Origin of the sequence: Pseudomonas sp. NPDC089569, from assembly GCF_050280625.1 — a bacterium.
Taxonomy (GTDB): Bacteria; Pseudomonadota; Gammaproteobacteria; order Pseudomonadales; family Pseudomonadaceae; genus Aquipseudomonas.
In genome coordinates this window covers 1-17115 of the sequence record NZ_JBNNVQ010000023.1, presented here as the reverse complement: position 1 = coordinate 17115, position 17115 = coordinate 1, and the positions used below count along the sequence as shown (strand labels likewise).

General features: G+C 58.9%; 15 protein-coding genes and 1 pseudogene. 12 read left to right on the top strand and 4 right to left on the bottom strand.

What is annotated here, in order from left to right:
* Positions 1–113 precede the first annotated feature (113 nt).
* The gene (locus ACQKP2_RS12565; RefSeq protein WP_427576787.1) at positions 114–1019 is read left to right on the top strand and encodes a LysR family transcriptional regulator; all 906 of its coding nucleotides are present in this window, start codon (positions 114–116) and stop codon (positions 1017–1019) included.
* A gap of 46 nt (positions 1020–1065) precedes the next feature.
* On the opposite strand, the gene ACQKP2_RS12560 is transcribed toward ACQKP2_RS12565, so the two are convergent.
* From ACQKP2_RS12560 to ACQKP2_RS12545, 4 genes are all read right to left on the bottom strand, one after another.
* Entirely contained in the window at positions 1066–1863 is a 798-nt protein-coding gene (locus ACQKP2_RS12560) for a LuxR C-terminal-related transcriptional regulator (protein WP_427576785.1), read from the bottom strand.
* A gap of 266 nt (positions 1864–2129) precedes the next feature.
* Positions 2130–3536 (bottom strand): purine-cytosine permease family protein, encoded by a 1407-nt coding sequence (locus ACQKP2_RS12555; RefSeq protein ID WP_427576783.1) that lies wholly within the window; start codon positions 3534–3536, stop codon positions 2130–2132.
* 104 nt (positions 3537–3640) lie between these two features.
* Positions 3641–4405, bottom strand: coding sequence for an SDR family NAD(P)-dependent oxidoreductase (locus tag ACQKP2_RS12550; protein WP_427576782.1), 765 nt, complete (start codon positions 4403–4405; stop codon positions 3641–3643).
* Between the two features lie 275 nt (positions 4406–4680).
* Positions 4681–5553, bottom strand: coding sequence for a LysR family transcriptional regulator (locus tag ACQKP2_RS12545; protein ID WP_427576780.1), 873 nt, complete (start codon positions 5551–5553; stop codon positions 4681–4683).
* 90 nt (positions 5554–5643) lie between these two features.
* Here ACQKP2_RS12545 and ACQKP2_RS12540 point away from each other — a divergent pair, with 90 nt between their 5' ends.
* The 11 genes and pseudogenes from ACQKP2_RS12540 to ACQKP2_RS12490 all read left to right on the top strand — a co-directional run.
* Entirely contained in the window at positions 5644–6945 is a 1302-nt protein-coding gene (locus ACQKP2_RS12540) for a cyanate transporter (protein WP_427576778.1), read from the top strand.
* 223 nt (positions 6946–7168) lie between these two features.
* Complete coding sequence (locus ACQKP2_RS12535) at positions 7169–7939, top strand: ABC transporter substrate-binding protein (protein WP_427576777.1); 771 nt, start codon at positions 7169–7171, stop codon at positions 7937–7939.
* A gap of 212 nt (positions 7940–8151) precedes the next feature.
* Entirely contained in the window at positions 8152–8841 is a 690-nt protein-coding gene (locus tag ACQKP2_RS12530; RefSeq protein WP_427576776.1) for an ABC transporter permease, read from the top strand.
* Positions 8838–9551, top strand: a complete 714-nt coding sequence (locus ACQKP2_RS12525) for an ABC transporter permease (RefSeq protein ID WP_427576774.1) — start codon at positions 8838–8840, stop codon at positions 9549–9551. Before ACQKP2_RS12530 ends, ACQKP2_RS12525 begins: the two co-directional genes overlap by 4 nt.
* 24 nt (positions 9552–9575) lie before the next feature.
* Positions 9576–10343 (top strand): ABC transporter ATP-binding protein, encoded by a 768-nt coding sequence (locus ACQKP2_RS12520; RefSeq protein WP_427576772.1) that lies wholly within the window; start codon positions 9576–9578, stop codon positions 10341–10343.
* Positions 10344–10410: 67 nt separating this feature from the next.
* On the top strand, positions 10411–11604 hold the full coding sequence (locus ACQKP2_RS12515; RefSeq protein ID WP_427576770.1) for an amidohydrolase family protein: 1194 nt from the start codon (positions 10411–10413) through the stop codon (positions 11602–11604).
* Between the two features lie 28 nt (positions 11605–11632).
* Entirely contained in the window at positions 11633–13117 is a 1485-nt protein-coding gene (locus ACQKP2_RS12510; protein ID WP_427576768.1) for an amidohydrolase family protein, read from the top strand.
* A 192-nt stretch (positions 13118–13309) separates the two neighbouring features.
* The gene (locus ACQKP2_RS12505; protein WP_427576766.1) at positions 13310–14596 is read left to right on the top strand and encodes an OprD family porin; all 1287 of its coding nucleotides are present in this window, start codon (positions 13310–13312) and stop codon (positions 14594–14596) included.
* A 197-nt stretch (positions 14597–14793) separates the two neighbouring features.
* Complete coding sequence (locus ACQKP2_RS12500) at positions 14794–15426, top strand: LysE family translocator (protein ID WP_427576764.1); 633 nt, start codon at positions 14794–14796, stop codon at positions 15424–15426.
* 294 nt (positions 15427–15720) lie between these two features.
* A complete protein-coding gene (locus tag ACQKP2_RS12495) occupies positions 15721–16761 on the top strand; it encodes a nucleoid-associated protein (RefSeq protein ID WP_427576762.1) in 1041 nt (346 codons plus the stop codon).
* Positions 16742–17115: pseudogene (locus ACQKP2_RS12490) on the top strand (hypothetical protein); the annotation flags it as partial. The gene ACQKP2_RS12495 and the pseudogene ACQKP2_RS12490, both read left to right, overlap by 20 nt.

Here is a 17115-nt window from a genome sequence, read left to right as displayed (position 1 = left end):
GGTTGCCCTCACTATCTTTCAAGTCGAGATATTCAAGAAATTTACTTGTTCTATTTTAGATATTCATAGGTGATTATTACTGGCACATCATCCAACCTCAGCGGCGGGCACCCATGCGCTACGACCTCAATCTCCTGCCGGTTTTCATCGCGCTGATGGAGGAACGCAGCGTCACGCGTGCCGCCCTGCGCCTGGGCATCACACAGCCTGCGCTGTCGAACTCACTGAACCGGCTGCGCGAAACATTGCGCGACCCGCTCTTCATCCGCGAGCGCTACGGCATCAAGCCGACCCCGTTTGCCGAAGAAATCGCGCCCGTCATTGTCCAGACCCTGGCCAGGCTCGACGAAGTCCTGGTCGGGCGTCAGCACTTCGATCCCGCCATCGCCACCCGCCAGTTCAACATCGCAGCCAACAGCTATGTCGAGATTGTCCTCATGCCGAGCGTTATCGCCCGGCTGCGGCAACTGGCGCCGGGGGTAAAAATGTCCCTGTCGCCATTCGGCAACGACCTGGCGGAAACGGGCGTGGTTTCCGGAACGACCGACATGGTGCTGGGCCGCATCGTCGATCCGCCCGACAACCTGATCATTCAGCATTTGATGGACGATGGCTTGGCGTGCGTCGTGCGAGTCGACCATCCGCTGATTGCAGACAGCATTTCGCGGCAGCAGTACGAGGGGCTGCGGCACGTCAACGTCCAGCCACCGGGCCGGCTCCGGGCCGGGCTGTTTCAAGCGCTGGAACGACAGGGACTGCGCCGCGAGCTGGCGATCTCGGTCACCCATTTTCTTGCCGTGCCGGAAATCATCGCGGTCACCGACTACTGCGCCACGCTGCCCCGGCTCATCTGTAACCGGATCGCCAGGGACCCTCGGCTCAAAGTGCTGCCGGCGCCCGTGGACCTGGGCACCTTTCCGGTGGAATTCGCCTGGCACGTGCGTTATCGCAATGATCCGGCACACCAGTGGTTCCGGCAGATGCTGGGGGAGGTTGCGGCGCAAGTGGCGGGGCAATGACAGGCGCTTTTTTTATCAGGTAATGGAGCACGATCAGCAGTGTCGCCTAGCGCGCCGCTTGGGCGATATAGCCGATGAACAGGCGGAACAGCTCCGCATGGCTGGAAATCTCCAGGCGCTGGTAGAGGTTGTGCTTGTGCACCTTCACCGTGCCTTCGGAAATGCCTAACTGACGGGCGATGGAGACGTTGCTGTGGCCTTGCAGCAGAAGCTTGGCGATGTAGCGCTGGGCCTCGGTGAGCTGGCCGAGGGCACCGACGAAGGCGCTTTCGAGCTGGCTGTCCCCATCGGCTGACTCCGCCTCTCGTGGCAGCTGGCGGCCATGCAGTTCCAGTGCTGCGCTGATCAGCGGAGTCAAAAGCTGCAGATGGGCGACTTCGGCACTGTCGAAAGGGCCGTGGTACTGCGCCTTCATCAGGCTGAACACCAGGGCGGTGCGTGCCTGCAGATGGACGATGTAGCCGATCTCGTCGATCTGCGTACCGTGTGTGGACGACACGCAGGGGTGCAGGTCGGGGGAAATGGCGAAGCCGGAGGAAAAGAAGCTGTCCGGCGCAAGCTCGCTCATCCGCCACAGACCGCCGGGATGGCGGTTCATGCTGGCGACGTAGTAGGGGTCGAGCAGGTAGCCGCCACGGCTGTAGGCGTCCAGGGTGCGGGCAGCGACCTGACCGTTGTATCCGTTGTGCAGCAGTTCGGCGGGGCGGTCGAAACGAAACAGGTAGAGGCAGCTCATGTCGTAGGCGACCACGCCATCGAGCAGCGCGCAGAGACAGCGCCCCAGATTGGCACTGCCGACGGCTGCAATCAGTTGCGCTACGGCTTGGGCGTCTTGGCTATTCATCTCGGCGCTCCTTTACAAGGGGGCCAGGACAGAAGAGCTTTCAGGCCTGCTCACTGGCGGTACGCGGTCGGGTTGTGCGAGATCTGTTGTGCAGCCTGCTCGCGGGCCCTGGGTGCGGCCACGGAGAATACCAGAAGCGACAGACCAGGCCGCGGGAGATTTTGCCGACAATCAGTGCTCCTGATGGAGCGGGTTTCGTCAGGACGCCTGAAGCAGTGCAGTGCCGGCCGCTTTGCCTGCCAGACGCCCTGATGGATTGGCCTTGCTTATGCGCCTTTCAGATTGGCGATGGGAGCGGCAGGCGAGTGGGACTCTTCAAACGGCGTCAAATGCAGTCGCTTGTTGCGATTGACGAGGTAATACAGGGCGGCAGGAATGACCAGCGCGGGCAACCACGAGATGTCCGTGCCGACGATCTGATCGATCGGCCCTTTGTAGAAGGACAATTCCATGAACGGAATCTGCACCACCACGGCAACGGCGTAGATGGAAAGGGTCGTCCAGTTCACTTTGCCGTAGATGCCATTGACGTCATACATCGCCGCCACGCTGTAGCGGCCCTTGCGGATCAGGTAATAGTCGGCCAGGTTGATCGCGCTCCATGGCACCAATACATACACCTGGCCGATCAGGATATCGCTGAAGTAGGCACTGAAGTTGTATTGGGCGGCAATGGCGATCCAGGTCACGATGACCGCAACGATGGCCATGATGATGAACTTGGTCAGCTTGCCAATCCGCACGGTGCCATTGAAGCCGGTGAAGATCGTCGTGGTGGACATGTACGAGCTGTACAGGTTCATCACGTTCCACTCCAGCACGCCGATGATGATCACGTAGTACGCCAACTGCCCGTATCCGGGGAACAGCTTGGCAATGGCGCTACCGGGATCGGTAATGACGTCCATCGCCGCGGTGGCCATGATGGCGCCCAGCAGCATGACGACGGAGGAGCCCACCACGATGCCCAGGTAGCTGTACCAGAATGTCGAGCGGGTGGATGTGCTGGTCGGCAGGTAGCGCGAGTAGTCAGCCACGTAGGGACCGGCTCCCAGTGTCCAGGAAGCGGCCTGCGTCACCACCAGGCAAAAGGTGGCGAACTTGAACGTGCCTTCCGATAGCTGCCACACGCCGTCCGGCAAGCCGTGCTGCAGGACGATATAGGCAGCCAGGGCGAAAATGGCACCCGAGAGGGCGCTCATCCAGACACCTATCCTGTGGATCAGCTCATATCCCACGAAACCGACGATCAGTGTGAGTACGCCGAACAGGATGATTGCGTTGTTGTCCGAAACCGGCACCACCGCCTTGATCGAGTCTCGCATCACTACGCCATTGGCCGCCGTGAACAGGATGTAGGCCAGCACCACGATGGACAGCGGCAGGCCGGCACCGATCACGCCGAACTGCGCTCGGCTCTGGATCATTTGCGGAATGCCCAGATGCGGGCCTTGCGCGGAGTGCGCCGCCATGAAGATGGAGCCGATCAGGTTGCCCAGGATCAGCCCGATGAAGGTCCAGCCAAGATTCAGCCCCGCCACCACGCCCAACGCGCCGATCACCATGGTGGTGACTTGCATGTTGGCGCTGCACCAGATGGTGAAAAGCCGTTTAGCCGAACCATAACGTTCATTCTCTGGAATGAACTCGACGCTTCTGTTTTCGATTTCCATGTATTACTCCGTCTCGCCAAGGGTGTTGTAGGTTTTTGTCATTGGCAGTGTCAGGTGTTCGAGAGCCGCTGTTGTTTTGGTCTGTTGGTGCGGGCTCGAGGTGGTTAGGCCGCGGTGTAGGCGTTATCGACAAACAGGTGCGTCCCGTTGACGAAGCTTGAGTCGTCACTGGCCAGGAACAGCGCCGCCGCCGCCACTTCCGCCGGGTCGCACAGGCGGCCCTGCATCCCTTGCAACATGGCGTCGGAAATCTCGGTGCCGTGCTCGCGCAGCAGGTCCAGCTCGCGACGGCCGTGGGCGGTGCCGATGAAGCCGGGGCAGATGGCGTTGCTGCGGATGTTGCGATCGCGAAACTCCACCGAGATGGCGCGGGCGAACATGTGACAGGCGCCCTTGGTGGTGCAATACAGCACCTCCATCGGCGTGCCGACTACGCCGGAGATCGACGAGGTGCAGATCACGCTGCCGCCGCCGGCAGCGATCATTCCCGGCAGCACCGCGCGGGTTACCAGGAACATGCTTTTGACGTTGATCGCCATCAGCCGGTCCCAGTCGCCCTCACTGGTTTCCAGGAACGGACCGACGTGGATGGTGCCGGCGTGGTTCATCAACACCGTGATCGCGCCAAAGCGCTGCTCGACCTGCGCCACGGCGGCCTGCACCTGGGCGGCGCTGGAGACGTCGGTGGCAATGAAGCAGGCACTGCCGCCGCTGGCGTTGATGCGCTCGGCCACCGCCACGCCGTCGCTGTGCGGCAGGTCGAAGATGGCGACCCTGGCGCCTTCACGGGCGAACAGTTCGGACGCCGCGAGGCCACAGCCACCCGCGCCGCCGGTGATCAGCGCCACTTTACCGGTGAGTCGTCCCATGATTTTCTCCTGATTGTTTTGATGGAAACCGATGGACCAGAACCTAAGGGCAGTCACCAGCGGCGTCCATATGTCGGGAGATATATGCGTGGCTATATGATTGATTTATAAGGAAATAAATCGATAGATCGGGCGTGGGGAAGGGGCTGTGGACGGATAGCCGGCAAAGGCGTTGCGGTGCAGGCCGCCGATCGGCTTCACCGGCTCTTGCTGCAATCGAGCAGGCTCGCTCTTGCGATTTCAACAATGATTCCACGCAGGCCTTTCCAGCCAGGTCAGCCGGCGTGGCCGGTCACCTCGGTGCAGAGGGTTGCCAGTTGTTCGGCCAGGTCGATCACGCGGCGAGGGGCATCGGGGCGCAGGTGGAGTGCAATTTCCAGAGGCGCCAGTTCGGCGAAGGACTCGGCTGCGCCCAACCGTCGGTGGCCAGGCAGTGCCAGTCGTGAGGGCAGCACGCTGACGCCCAGACCGTTAGCCACGGCCGAACGGATGCCGGCCAGGCTTGCGCTGCTGTAGCCGATGCTCCAGCGTCGGCCGGCGCTCTCCAGGGCGTGGATCATTTCATCGCGATACAGGCCGCCGACTGGAAACACCACCAGCGGCAGCGGGTCGCGTTCATACGTGGGTTCGCTGAGGCTGTCGAACCAGGCCAACGGTTCGGGCCAGGCGGCGTGGCCCACAGCCTGGCCCGGACGTTGTTTGATCAGCACCAGGTCATAGTCGCCTGCGCAAAATTGTTTCCATAGCGTGTTGCTCAGCCCGCTGCTGATCTCCAGCCGTATCGACGGATGCGCCCGCGCGAAGGCGCCCAGCGTCGGTGTCAGCAAGTCCGAGGCGAAGTCTTCCGGAACACCGATGTGCACCTCGCCCTGTGCGTGGCCCTTGCGCAACTCTTCCACCATCTCTTCCATCAGCCCCAGGAGCCGGCGCGCATAGCCGAGCAAACGTTCGCCGTCCTCGGTGGCGACGACGTAGCGCCCGCTGCGGTTGAGCAGCTCGCAGCCAAGCTGCTCTTCGAGGCGCTTCAACTGTTGACTGATGGTTGATTGGCTCAGGTGCACGCGCTCCCCGGCGCGGGTGAAGCTGCCGCTTTCTACCACTGCGACGAAGCTCTTGAGCAGCAGCGGATCGATCAGTGTCGCAGTCATTTGATTTCCCACTAATAGGCATTCGAACATTTCATTTCCGAATAATAGCACCTGCTTTTACTCTCATCGAACAGCCGCTGAAGCGGCCCGATGACCCCAATGGCCAAGGACAACGTGATGACCAGTGACGCGACGCTATTGCAGCCAAATGCTGCCGAGCCGGCACCCGCAGCGGTGGCGACGGAGCAGGGCATCGCGCCGAACGTGTCGTGCGCGGACAAGGTGTCGTTGGCGGCCCTGGTACTGCTGGTGCTGCTGGGCTTGAATCTGCGGCCATTCCTGACGTCGGTAGGGCCGGTACTTGATTTGATGCGCGTCGACATCGGCCTCGATTTTCGCGCCGCCGCGATGTTGACCACTTTGCCTTTTGTGCTGATGGGCCTGATTGCCTTCATGGGCATTGGTGTCGCTCGTCGCCTCGGCGAGCGTCGGGCGCTGGCGGGCGCATTGTTGCTGTTGATGCTCGGATGCGGGTATCGCGCCGTGGTCCAGGACGGCGCGCAGTTGATTGCCAGCGCCGGTCTGGCCGGTGCCGGCGTGGCGATGATCCAGGCCTTGATGCCGGGTGTCGCCAAGCGTTGGTTCGCCGATCGCATCGCCATGGCGATGGGACTTTACTCGGCTGCATTGGTGGGCGGCGGGGCGTTGGGCTCATTGGCCAGTACCTGGCTGAATGCCTATGGCGGCTGGAGGTTGGGGCTGTCCATCTGGGCGTTGCCAGCATTTGTCGTGTTCTTGCTGTGGTGGGTGTGCGCGCCACGCACTGCGCCGCTAGCCGCTGACGGACCTGCGCCGGTGTCGACCCGCAGTTTCTTCAGGAATCGGCGTGCCTGGCAGTTGGCCGCCTATTTCGGGCTCACCAACAGCGGCTACTCGAGTCTGGTGGCATGGCTGCCGTCCTTCTACCAGCAGCAGAACATGAGCCTGCAAGCGTCGGGCAACTTGCTTGCCTGGCTGGCGATGTTCCAGGCGACGGCGGCGTTCGCATTGCCGATGCTCGCCCGTCGCAGCATTGATCGCCGCGCGGCGTTATGGCTGACGATTTCGCTACAGGCCGCGGGTTTCACCGGCTTCGCGCTGGCCCCCAACGCCGCGCCCTGGTTGTGGGTCGCAATGGCCGGTTTCGGCCTCGGCGGGTTCTTCTCGTTGAGCCTGATCCTCAGCCTCGACCATTTGTCCGGGGCGCAAGCGGCCGGCACCTTGGCGGCGTTTGTCCAGGGGGTCGGGTTTTTGCTCGCGTCCAGCGCGCCCTGGCTGATCGGCTGGCTGCGCGACTGCGGCGCAAGCTTCATCACCGGCTGGTGGTTGCATGTCGGGGTGCTCGGCGCGATGGCGGTGCTGACAGTCAAATTCGCTCCGGCGAGCTACCGACGCAGCATGCAAGGGCTGTGACCCCAGCCTGCCGGCACGGCATGACCGGTTATTGAGGACATTGAATACAAGGCAGTTTGCGATTGGAGTTTTTTGCATCCTGTTGTCGCGACATCAAGGTGCAATGCCCGGCGGGCCTTTTTATTGAAAGGGCCGGCCATTGTTAAACCGCAGCACCTTAAACCTCAGCACCTTAAACCTCAGCACCTTAAACCTCAGCACCAATATGCATACGGAGAATAAAATGAAGAAGTTTGCAGTTTCGGTTGTTCTGGCCCTGGCCGCGAGCGGCGTGTACGCAAAAGACTTGCAAGTCATTCGTTTCGGCGTCGACCCCACTTACGCCCCGTTCGAGTCGAAGGCACCCGATGGCCAGCTCGTGGGTTTCGATATCGATCTTGGCAACGCCATCTGCGAACAGCTGAAGGTCAAATGTGTATGGGTTGAAAACTCTTTCGACGGCATCATCCCGGCACTCAAGGCCAAGAAGTTCGACGGCATTCTTTCTTCCATGAGCATGACCGAGAAGCGTCTGGCGCAGATCGCTTTCTCCGACAAGATCAGCAATGTCCTGCCCCGTCTGATTGCGAAAAAAGGCTCGCCTCTGCTGCCAACCCCCGAATCCCTGCAAGGCAAGCGTGTCGGGATCGAGCAGGGCTCCACCCAGGAAACCTACGCCAGGGCTTACTGGGCGCCGAAGGGTGTCACCGTGACGACCTACCAGAACCAGGACCTGGTGTATCAAGACCTGATCGCCGGCCGCCTCGATGCTGCGCTGCAATCCTCGGTCCAGGCCGATCTGGGCTTTTTGAAAACCGAGGCCGGTCGTGATTTTGCCTTTGCCGGCCCGTTGCTCAAAGACCCGAAAACCCTGGGTGAAGGCGCGGGGATCGGTTTGCGCAAGGAAGACACTGAACTTCGCGAAAAGATCAACGGGGCGCTTGCCGCGATTATCAGTGATGGCACTTACAAGGCGATATCCGACAAGTACTTTTCCTTTGATGTGTACAACTGACGGGTTGCAACTTTCCGTGTAGTTGCAAAGTTGGAAAGCAGGAAAAACAACAGTTAGACAGGCAATGCAAAGTCTGTTCGCGGTGGAGTCGTTCGCCCTGAATCTACTCGACTGATTTACGAATCCAGACTTTGCCGCATTCAAAAACAAGAAAAGCACGATTGGACACGTCAGGCGGCAACGGTCGCAGTGTCGGGTTCAAGGAGAATGTAATGTCCTTGGTAGAGTATGGGCCGCTGATTGCGAGCGGCACCTGGATGACACTGAAGCTGGCGACATTATCGCTGCTGGGCTCAGTCATCATTGGTTTGGCTGGCGCCAGTTCCAAGTTGTCGGGTAATCGTTGGTTGCGCAATATCGCCACCCTTTACACCACGATGATACGCAGTGTTCCTGATCTGGTGACCATGCTGCTGTTGTTCTACAGCATTCAAATAGTCCTGAACCAGATTACCGAAGGGCTGGGAATGGATCAGATCGACATTGATCCCTTTCTCGCCGGTGTCGCGACCCTCGCGTTCATCTACGGTGCCTATTTTACCGAGACCTTCCGCGGTGCTTTCCAGGCGGTCCCGCGTGGCCAGCTGGAGGCGGCCATGGCCTATGGCCTGAGCCCATGGCAGGGGTTCTCTCGCATCCTGTTCCCGCAAATGATGCGTTTTGCCTTGCCCGGTATCGCCAATAACTGGCAGGTGATGATCAAGGCGACTGCACTGGTGTCGATCATCGGCCTGTCCGATATCGTCCGGGCCACCCAGGACGCCGGCAAGAGTTCCATGCAGCTGTTTTACTTCACGGTGATCGGCGCGCTGATTTACCTCGCCATTACCACTCTCTCAAATGGCGTCCTGACCTGGCTTAAACATCATTACTCCGTCGGCATTCGGGAGGCAGAACTGTGATCGCGATTATCCAGGAATACTGGCAAGCGTACCTGTGGTCGGACGGCGTCAACTTTTCCGGCCTGGCAATCACCCTGTGGCTGCTGGTGCTGTCGATTGCCATCGGTTTCGTGCTGTCGGTGCCGCTGGCCGTGGCACGGGTGTCGAAAAACAGGTTCGTGCGGCTTCCGGTCTGGTTCTACACCTATGTGTTTCGCGGCACGCCGCTCTATATCCAACTGTTGATCATCTACACCGGCATCTACAGCTTGAGCGTGGTGCGCGAGCACGAGTTCCTCGACATGTTCTTTCGTGAAGGCTTCAACTGCACGGTGCTGGCGTTCGCGCTCAATACCTGCGCCTACACCACGGAAGTCTTTGCCGGTGCGATCAGGTCGGTGCCCTATGGCGAGGTCGAGGCGGCCCGCGCCTTCGGCATGTCCCGGTTCAATCTGTACCGCCGCATCATCTTGCCTTCGGCCTTGCGTCGCGCACTGCCGTACTACAGCAACGAGGTGATCATGATGTTGCATTCGACCTCGGTGGCGTTCACCGCCACGGTGCCCGACATCCTGAAGGTCGCCCGTGACGTCAACTCGGCCACCTATGCTTCATTCGAAGCCTTCTTCATCGCCGCACTGTTGTACGCGGTGATTGCGCTGTCGCTTGTCTGGCTATTTCGTCGCGGTGAATCCCGCTGGCTGGCCTTCCTGAAACCCCAGGCCGCCTGAAGGCCGCATACACAGGGCAACACCATGTACAAACTGACCGTAGACGATCTGTACAAGAAATATGGCAATCACGAAGTGCTCAAGGGCGTGTCGATCAAGGCCAAGGCTGGCGATGTGATCAGCATCATCGGCTCCTCTGGCTCGGGCAAGAGCACCTTCCTGCGTTGCATCAACTTCCTCGAACAGCCGTGCGCCGGGCGCATCACGGTGAACGCCGAGGAAATCCGCACCGAGAAGGACAAGCACGGCGGGTTGCGCGTGGCCAACCAGAAGCAGTTGCAAAGCATGCGCACCAAGCTGTCGATGGTGTTCCAGCACTTCAACCTGTGGGCGCATATGTCGGTGCTGGAAAACGTGATCGAGGCGCCGATGCATGCGCTGGGCCTGAGCCGCGATGAGGCCGTGGCCCGGGCGCGCAAGTACCTGGCCAAGGTCGGCCTGCCGGCGAGCATGGAGGCCAAGTACCCGTCGCACCTGTCCGGCGGCCAGCAGCAGCGCGTGGCGATTGCCCGGGCCCTGGCGATGGAACCGGAAGTGATGTTGTTCGACGAGCCGACCTCGGCCCTCGATCCGGAGCTGGTGGGCGAGGTGCTGAAGGTGATGCAGGCCCTGGCGGAAGAGGGGCGAACCATGGTGGTGGTGACGCACGAAATGGCCTTTGCCCGCGAGGTCTCCAACCACGTGATTTTCCTGCACCAGGGCAAGATCGAGGAAGAAGGCAACCCGGAGCAACTGTTCAAGCACACCCGCAGCGAACGCCTCAAGCAGTTCCTGGCCGGCAACTTGAAGTAGCCCTTTGGGTAAAGGGCCCTGTTGTCCATCTGGCAGCGGGGCGCATTCCAACAGTGATGAGGTTCCAATGACGTTCTGGTTGCGTAATGTCCGCCCTTACGGCGGTGAAAATGAAGACCTGCTGATTGTTGACGGTCGCATCGGCGATCGTCGGCCAGCCAGCGGCCATCCGGTTGCCGGCGCTGACCTTGACGGGCAGGGTCAATTACTCGTTCCGTCGCTGGTGGAAAGCCACATCCATCTGGACAAGACCCTGTGGGGCCAACCCTGGCGCCCGCACAGCGCAGGCCCGACGCTCAAGGCACGCATCGCCAACGAGCGGCAGATCCTGCGCGAGCTGCAATCACCCATTGCCGAACGAGCGGGTGCCCTGCTTGAGCAATGCATCGCTCGCGGCTCGCTGACGGTGCGCTGTCATGTGGATGCCGATCCCGAGTTGGGGATTGAGCATGTGCAAGCCATGCTTGCGCTGCGCGAACGCTATGCCGATCTGGTGGATATCGAGTTCGTCACCTTCCCGCAGGTGGGCCTGGTCAACCGCCCCGGGGTTGAAGCGTTGATGCGCGAAGCCTTGGCGCTTGGGGTCGAGGTCGTCGGGGGGCTGGACCCCTGCGGCATCGACAACGATCCCATCGCGCACCTGACGATCCTGTTCGAGCTGGCGAGCAAGTTTGATCGCGGCATCGATATCCACCTGCATGACGGTGGCGAGCTGGGGCTTTGGCAGATCGCTCGCATCGTTGATTTCACCGAGCGTTATCAGCTTCAGGGGCGAGTCATGATCAGCCATGCCTTTTGCCTGGGCATGAAAGACTGGTCTCAGGTACAGCCATTGGCTGAACGTCTGGCGGCCAATCGGGTTTCGCTCATGACCACGGCGCCATCGGATATTGCCATCCCGCCCTTCAACGAACTGCGCTCGACGGGCGTCAACGTGTGCCTGGGTTCGGATGGCATTCGCGACGCATGGACCCCCATGGGCAATGGCGACATGCTCGAACGCGCGATGCTGCTGGCGTTGCGCTGCGGCATGAGGACGGACGTGGACATCTGCGCAGCATTTGACGCCGCTTCCGGCAATGGGGCGCGGGCGCTTGGGCGCAGTGATCACGGATTGGCAACCGGGCAAACCGCCAACCTGTTGTTGCTGCCGACAGAGACCCTGAGCGAGGCCGTTGTGTCTCGACCGCTGGCCCGCACGGTGATCAGCCGCGGCAACGTCGTGGCGAAAAATGGCAGCCTGTTGCACAGCCGTTTGTGATTCCAAACACTTTCACCGGATTCCTTGTATGACACATCACTACGACGCCAATGCGCCCTTCAACAAAGTCGACCTGCTGATCGAGCACGGCGTGGTCATTACAGTGGACGATCAACGGCGCGTCATTGAGGACGGCGCGGTGGCCGTGCTCGGCGACCGCATTGTGGCAGTGGGCAGCACGGATGAACTGCGCGCTCGCTATACCGCGCCAAAGATCATCGATGCCCGCAACAAGGCCGTGTTGCCGGGCTTGATCGACAGCCACGCCCACGCCGGCCACGCCATGCTCAAAACCATCGGCGGCGGGGAGGGCGATGCCTGGATGGAGGCTTGCCAGACCATCTACACCTCGGCCTCCGGCGTGGAGTTCTGGGAAGTCGAGGCCCGGTTGTCGGCCCTGGAACGACTCAAATGCGGCACTACCACCGGCGTGTCGATGTTGGGCGGAGGCGACTCGATCATGCGGGTCGACGATCCGATTTATGCGCAACGCCACGCCCGCGCAGTCGCCGAAATCGGTACCCGTTCGGTGGTCGCCGTCGGACCGTCGCGTCCGCCAGCGCCGCGCACCTATCTGGATTGGTCGACAAAACCGCCCACCCGGCGCGTGGTCAGTTTCCAGACCATGTTCGAGGTCTGCGAAGAAGTCGCCCGGACCTGCGACGGTATGGGCGACGGCCGGGTACGCATTGCCATCACCTTGCCGGTGTACGCGCCACAGTACGAGCTCGAGCATCTGGCGCTGGCACCTTTGTTCCGCCAACAAGCTCGGGATTACCGGGCGCTGGCCCATCGCTATGGCCTGACGTTCACCCAGGATGGCCATCGCGCCGGCACGCTGGCGCTGGCCCATCGTGAGCTGGGCCTGCTCGGCCCGAACGCTTTCATGTCGCACTGCATCGACCTGACCGAGGAAGATATCGCCCTGTGCCGCGAGACCCAGACCAGCATCGTGCACAACCCGAGCGCCATCATGTCGATCCTGGGGCGCTGCCCGGTGCCGGAGCTGATCGAGGCCAATGTCACGGTCGCCCTGGGCTCTGACGGTGCCGCCCCGGACCGCGGTTACGACATGTTCCGCCATATGTTCCAGTGCATGCACTACCACCGCCGCCATTTCCGCGACCCGGACATCCTGCCCCAGGGCAAAGTCCTGGAAATGGTCACGATCGATGCCGCCAGGGCACTCTCGATGGAGCACGAGATTGGCTCGCTGGAAGTCGGCAAGAAAGCCGACATCATCCTGATCGACCTGTTCAAGCCGCACCTGATGCCGATGAACATGCCGGTCCACCGTGTCACCTGCTTCGCCAACGGCGCGGACGTGTGCACCACCATCGTCGACGGCAAGATTTTGATGGAGGACTACGTCGTGCGCGCCGTCGACGAGGCGGCAGTGTTGGCCGAGGTGCAAGCGGAGTCGGAACGCATGCTCGACCGCAGCGGCTTGCGCCATCTGACAAAAGAGTCGCAAAGCCTCTGGCGGTTCGCGCGCTATCACTCGACTGGTTGAAAAGCGGCTTCAACCACTCCCGTACAAACCCTGTATGAGCGAGCCGGCTCGCGAAGCGGCCGTGCCTGTGTGCCTGGAAAACGGCTTTCGCGAGCAGGCTCGCTCCCACGGAAACCCCAAAAATAAACAGTCACCCCGATCAGAAAGATGGGCGTGACCGTACGTTCAATAATAAAAAAAGAGCAAAGCACCATGCATATGATGAAGTGGAACATTCTTGCCCTGTCGGTTGCCGCCAGCCTCTCGCCACTGGCGATGGCCGCGTCCCAGGACGACAGCAAGGGTTTCGTTGACGACAGCACTCTCTCGATCCTGACTCGCCTGCAATACATGAACCGCGACTTCAAGCACGGTTACAGCAACCCCACCAACGGTGGCAGAAGCGGTTATCGTCAGGACACCGGCCTGGCCGAGCGAATCAATTACACCTCCGGTTTCACTCAAGGCACCATCGGAGTGGGTGTCGATACTTATGCCATAGGTACCGTCAAGCTCGACGGCGGCAAGGGCCGTGCAGGCAATGCCATGTTTCAGGTCAACAATGATGGCTCCGAAGCTAAAACCCAGTCGGCCGCGGGGGGCGCAGTCAAATTTCGCGTTTCTGACACCGTCGCCAAATACGGCAATCAAGTGGTGGTCAACCCGGTGTTCAGCATGAGCGATAGCCGCCTGATTCCCGAAGTCTCGACCGGCACCCTGGTGACCAGTAAAGAAATCAAGGGGCTGGAATTAAACGCCGGCCACTTCACCGCGCTGCGTACCCAGACAGGGCAGTTCAATGACAGTGCGGGTCTGGACGCTGCCGATTTCGCTAGTGCGTCCTATCAGTTCAGCCCGGATCTTGTGGCTGGTGTCGCCGCTTCCAATGTTGAAAACAATTTCAAGAAGAAGTACCTCAACATCAATTACAACCTGCCTCTCGCAGAGGGGCAGGCGTTGAACTTCGACCTCAATGCCTACAACACCCATAGCCAGGGACAAGAACTATCCGGCAAGGTGGACAACAACCTGTGGAGTCTTGCAACGGCCTACAGGCTGGGGGCGCACAAGTTCACTGTTGCGTATCAACGCTCTTCCGGCGACACCCCCTATGCCTATGGGGTAGACGGCGGTGATGCCGTTTATGTGGCCAACTCCATCCAGATGTCCGACTTCGACGGTGCACAAGAGCGTTCCTGGCAGGGGCGCTACGACTTGAACATGGCGGAATACGGCGTTCCAGGGCTGAGTTTCATGACCCGTTATGTGTACGGCGACAATATCCGCACGACAGAAGGCCCCGAAGGCCGCGAGCGCGAGCTCAACGTCGAATTCAGGTATGTCGTACAGGATGGCGCGGCCAAAGATCTTTCCATGCGCCTGCGTGTCGCTTACTTTCGCGCCAACGATGCTTACATCCAGGCCGCCAACAACAACGATATCGGCCCTGGCAATGACGACATACGGCTCATCTTCAACTATCCGCTGAACATTCTGTAAATCACCAAAGCCCTTTTCAGGGGCGTCTTTAAATCCCGGAAAGAACAGAGAAGGCGCCCATCCCCATTGGGCGCCTTCTTGATTGAGTGGATTTTCCAGGCCCTGAGTTGCCCGGTAGTTCATGGCTGCCGTCACCTTTTGTAAAATGCCTTCGTTCGCCTGCAAGGCGACTTCAACAATCTGAGCCTGAGGCATCCATGATCGACGTTTCTGTAGCATTACTTTTTGCAGGCGCTTGCATTGCGCTCACACTGACGCCTGGCCCAGACATGCTGTTGATCGCTTCGCGCAGCCTTAGCCAAGGTCGAGCTTCGGGCTTTGTATCGCTTGCCGGCATTCAGGCAGGCACTTATTGCCACGCATTGGCCGCAGCACTGGGACTGTCGCAGTTGGTGACCGCTGTGCCCGCTGCTTACGACCTCGTCAGATTCGCCGGTGCCGCGTACCTGGCATTTCTTGCGTGGAAGGCGATCACCAGTAGTTTGTCACCCTTGGCACCGGATGAAGCCTTGCCCACCACGCCGCTATTGCGCATTTTTCGACAAGGTCTGGTGACCAATCTGTTGAATCCGAAAATGGCGCTATTTGTACTGGCTCTGTTTCCCCAATTCGTGGACCCCACCAAAGGCTCCCTGGTGGTGCAAATGCTGACATTTGCGACCATTTTGAATGCCATCGGATTGGTCGTGAATGGGGCTGTGATTCTCTTGGCGAGCAAGGTCGGGAACAAGCTGGCCGGCAATGCCAGTATTGCCAAGCGACTGAATCAGCTATTGGGTGCGGTTTTCATGGGGCTGGCTGTTCGTTTGGCGCTGTTTTCCGGGAAGTAAGTCGACGTTGTGTGTGCGCTTCTGGCCGATTTCTGCTTGTCAGGAAGGGCTGGAATCGGCCAAAAGGGGTCAGTCCATCTGTCTACAAAATAAGGGACGATTGAGTCGAAACCAGACAAAACGTTGATACCTATACGAACGAGGAGCGGAAGAGACTTCCGAACGGTCACGTGTGTGGTGGCGTTTTGCTTGCCTGTAGGAGACCTTGATCGTAGGCTTGGTCTCCAGATCAAGGCGGTCATAGTTCGCCAGACGCCACAGAACCAATAAATTCAGCAGGGAGTTTTTCTAGCGATGGAAATCAGAGAGTCAATAATTCACGGGGTTTTGAAGGCTAAAGAAACAAACGGTGCGGATTCTATTGCTATGCGCCGCCGACCTGTTGTTTTGCCCCTGGATGATCGACTCACTACGTTGTGTACAGACGTCCTAGCTCTTTATACAAAGTTGAGTAATGGCTATGGTACTTTTGGGCAGGGAGCTGCTCACCCATTCCCAAACATTATGCAGGACTATTCCAACGAACAGTCTGACATCATCGAATTTAGCAATACATCCTGTGATCTCATTGCCGACAGGATGAAAGACCAGTTCATGGCCACTACGAGTTGGCCTCTGTTTGTCCGATACACTAACCAAGGAAGAGACTGGCTTTTAATTGCGATGCTTAAGCTAAAGGAGGGGGTGGGCATTGATGAGGAAACCCTCGACCTCAATAACTCTCTCTCATTCGATATTAGCCACCTACATGAAGCTGCACGCGTTGATATCGAAAAATGGCAGAATAACCAGCAGCCTTACTTGTCTTTTATAAAACGTAGAGCCGGCGAGTCTGAGATCACTCAATATTTCAGGGCCGCCATATCTTGTACAGAATATACTGACGCAAAGCACAATACTGAAGTTGCCGTAAAAGCTATGGAGGATTACTGTGCTACTCAAGGATGGGATGCAGATCGCTGTCAGTTAACTCGAGACAGGCTTTACAATTTCTGCAATGAGCGAAAGCAAGAAGAAGCTCCGGTAAATCTGACGGCTCTCTCTGCGCACATAAACGAACAAGACCCTGAAAGCTTTGTACAGTATGTCAGAGAAAACAACTACGAAGTCAGTGAGATTTTTTCTCCAAATCCTGCAACTTATAAAAAGCTCATGCGCGTAAGTCGCCGCTTTGGCTCCATTAGCGTGAGTTTTGATGTGAACGACCTACGTACCGAAACCGTTTACTACGATTCGGACACCGACTCCATTATAATTCAACGCCCTCCAGCAGAGCTTGTCAGGGATATGAAGAAAGCTCTTGGGGAATTAGAATATGCCGAAGAGCAAGCTTGAAATATCAGTAGAATCATTTAGAGCTCTCAACGGCAGAGAAGTATCGCGCGGGCGAGTAAGTGGCACAGCAATAGACCCTAGTTTCTCTAAAGTCACTGGAGACCTAGAGCAAGCTGGACTACTGATTTCGTCAAACCCAGAAACTGGCATGATAATTTTCAGGGCTCTCTCTGCGAGTAATGAGTATTTTGCACAATCACTGACTGATCTCCTTGCCGGTGCGTCTAGAAAAAAGAAGTGCCCAAAAGAGTTCTACATCGCGGAACTAAATTACCTTTTTAGCCCAACAGACGTCGATCGACCTCCACCGATTCAAGCCTATTTGGATACAGTATTTCTTGTAGAGTCCTTAAG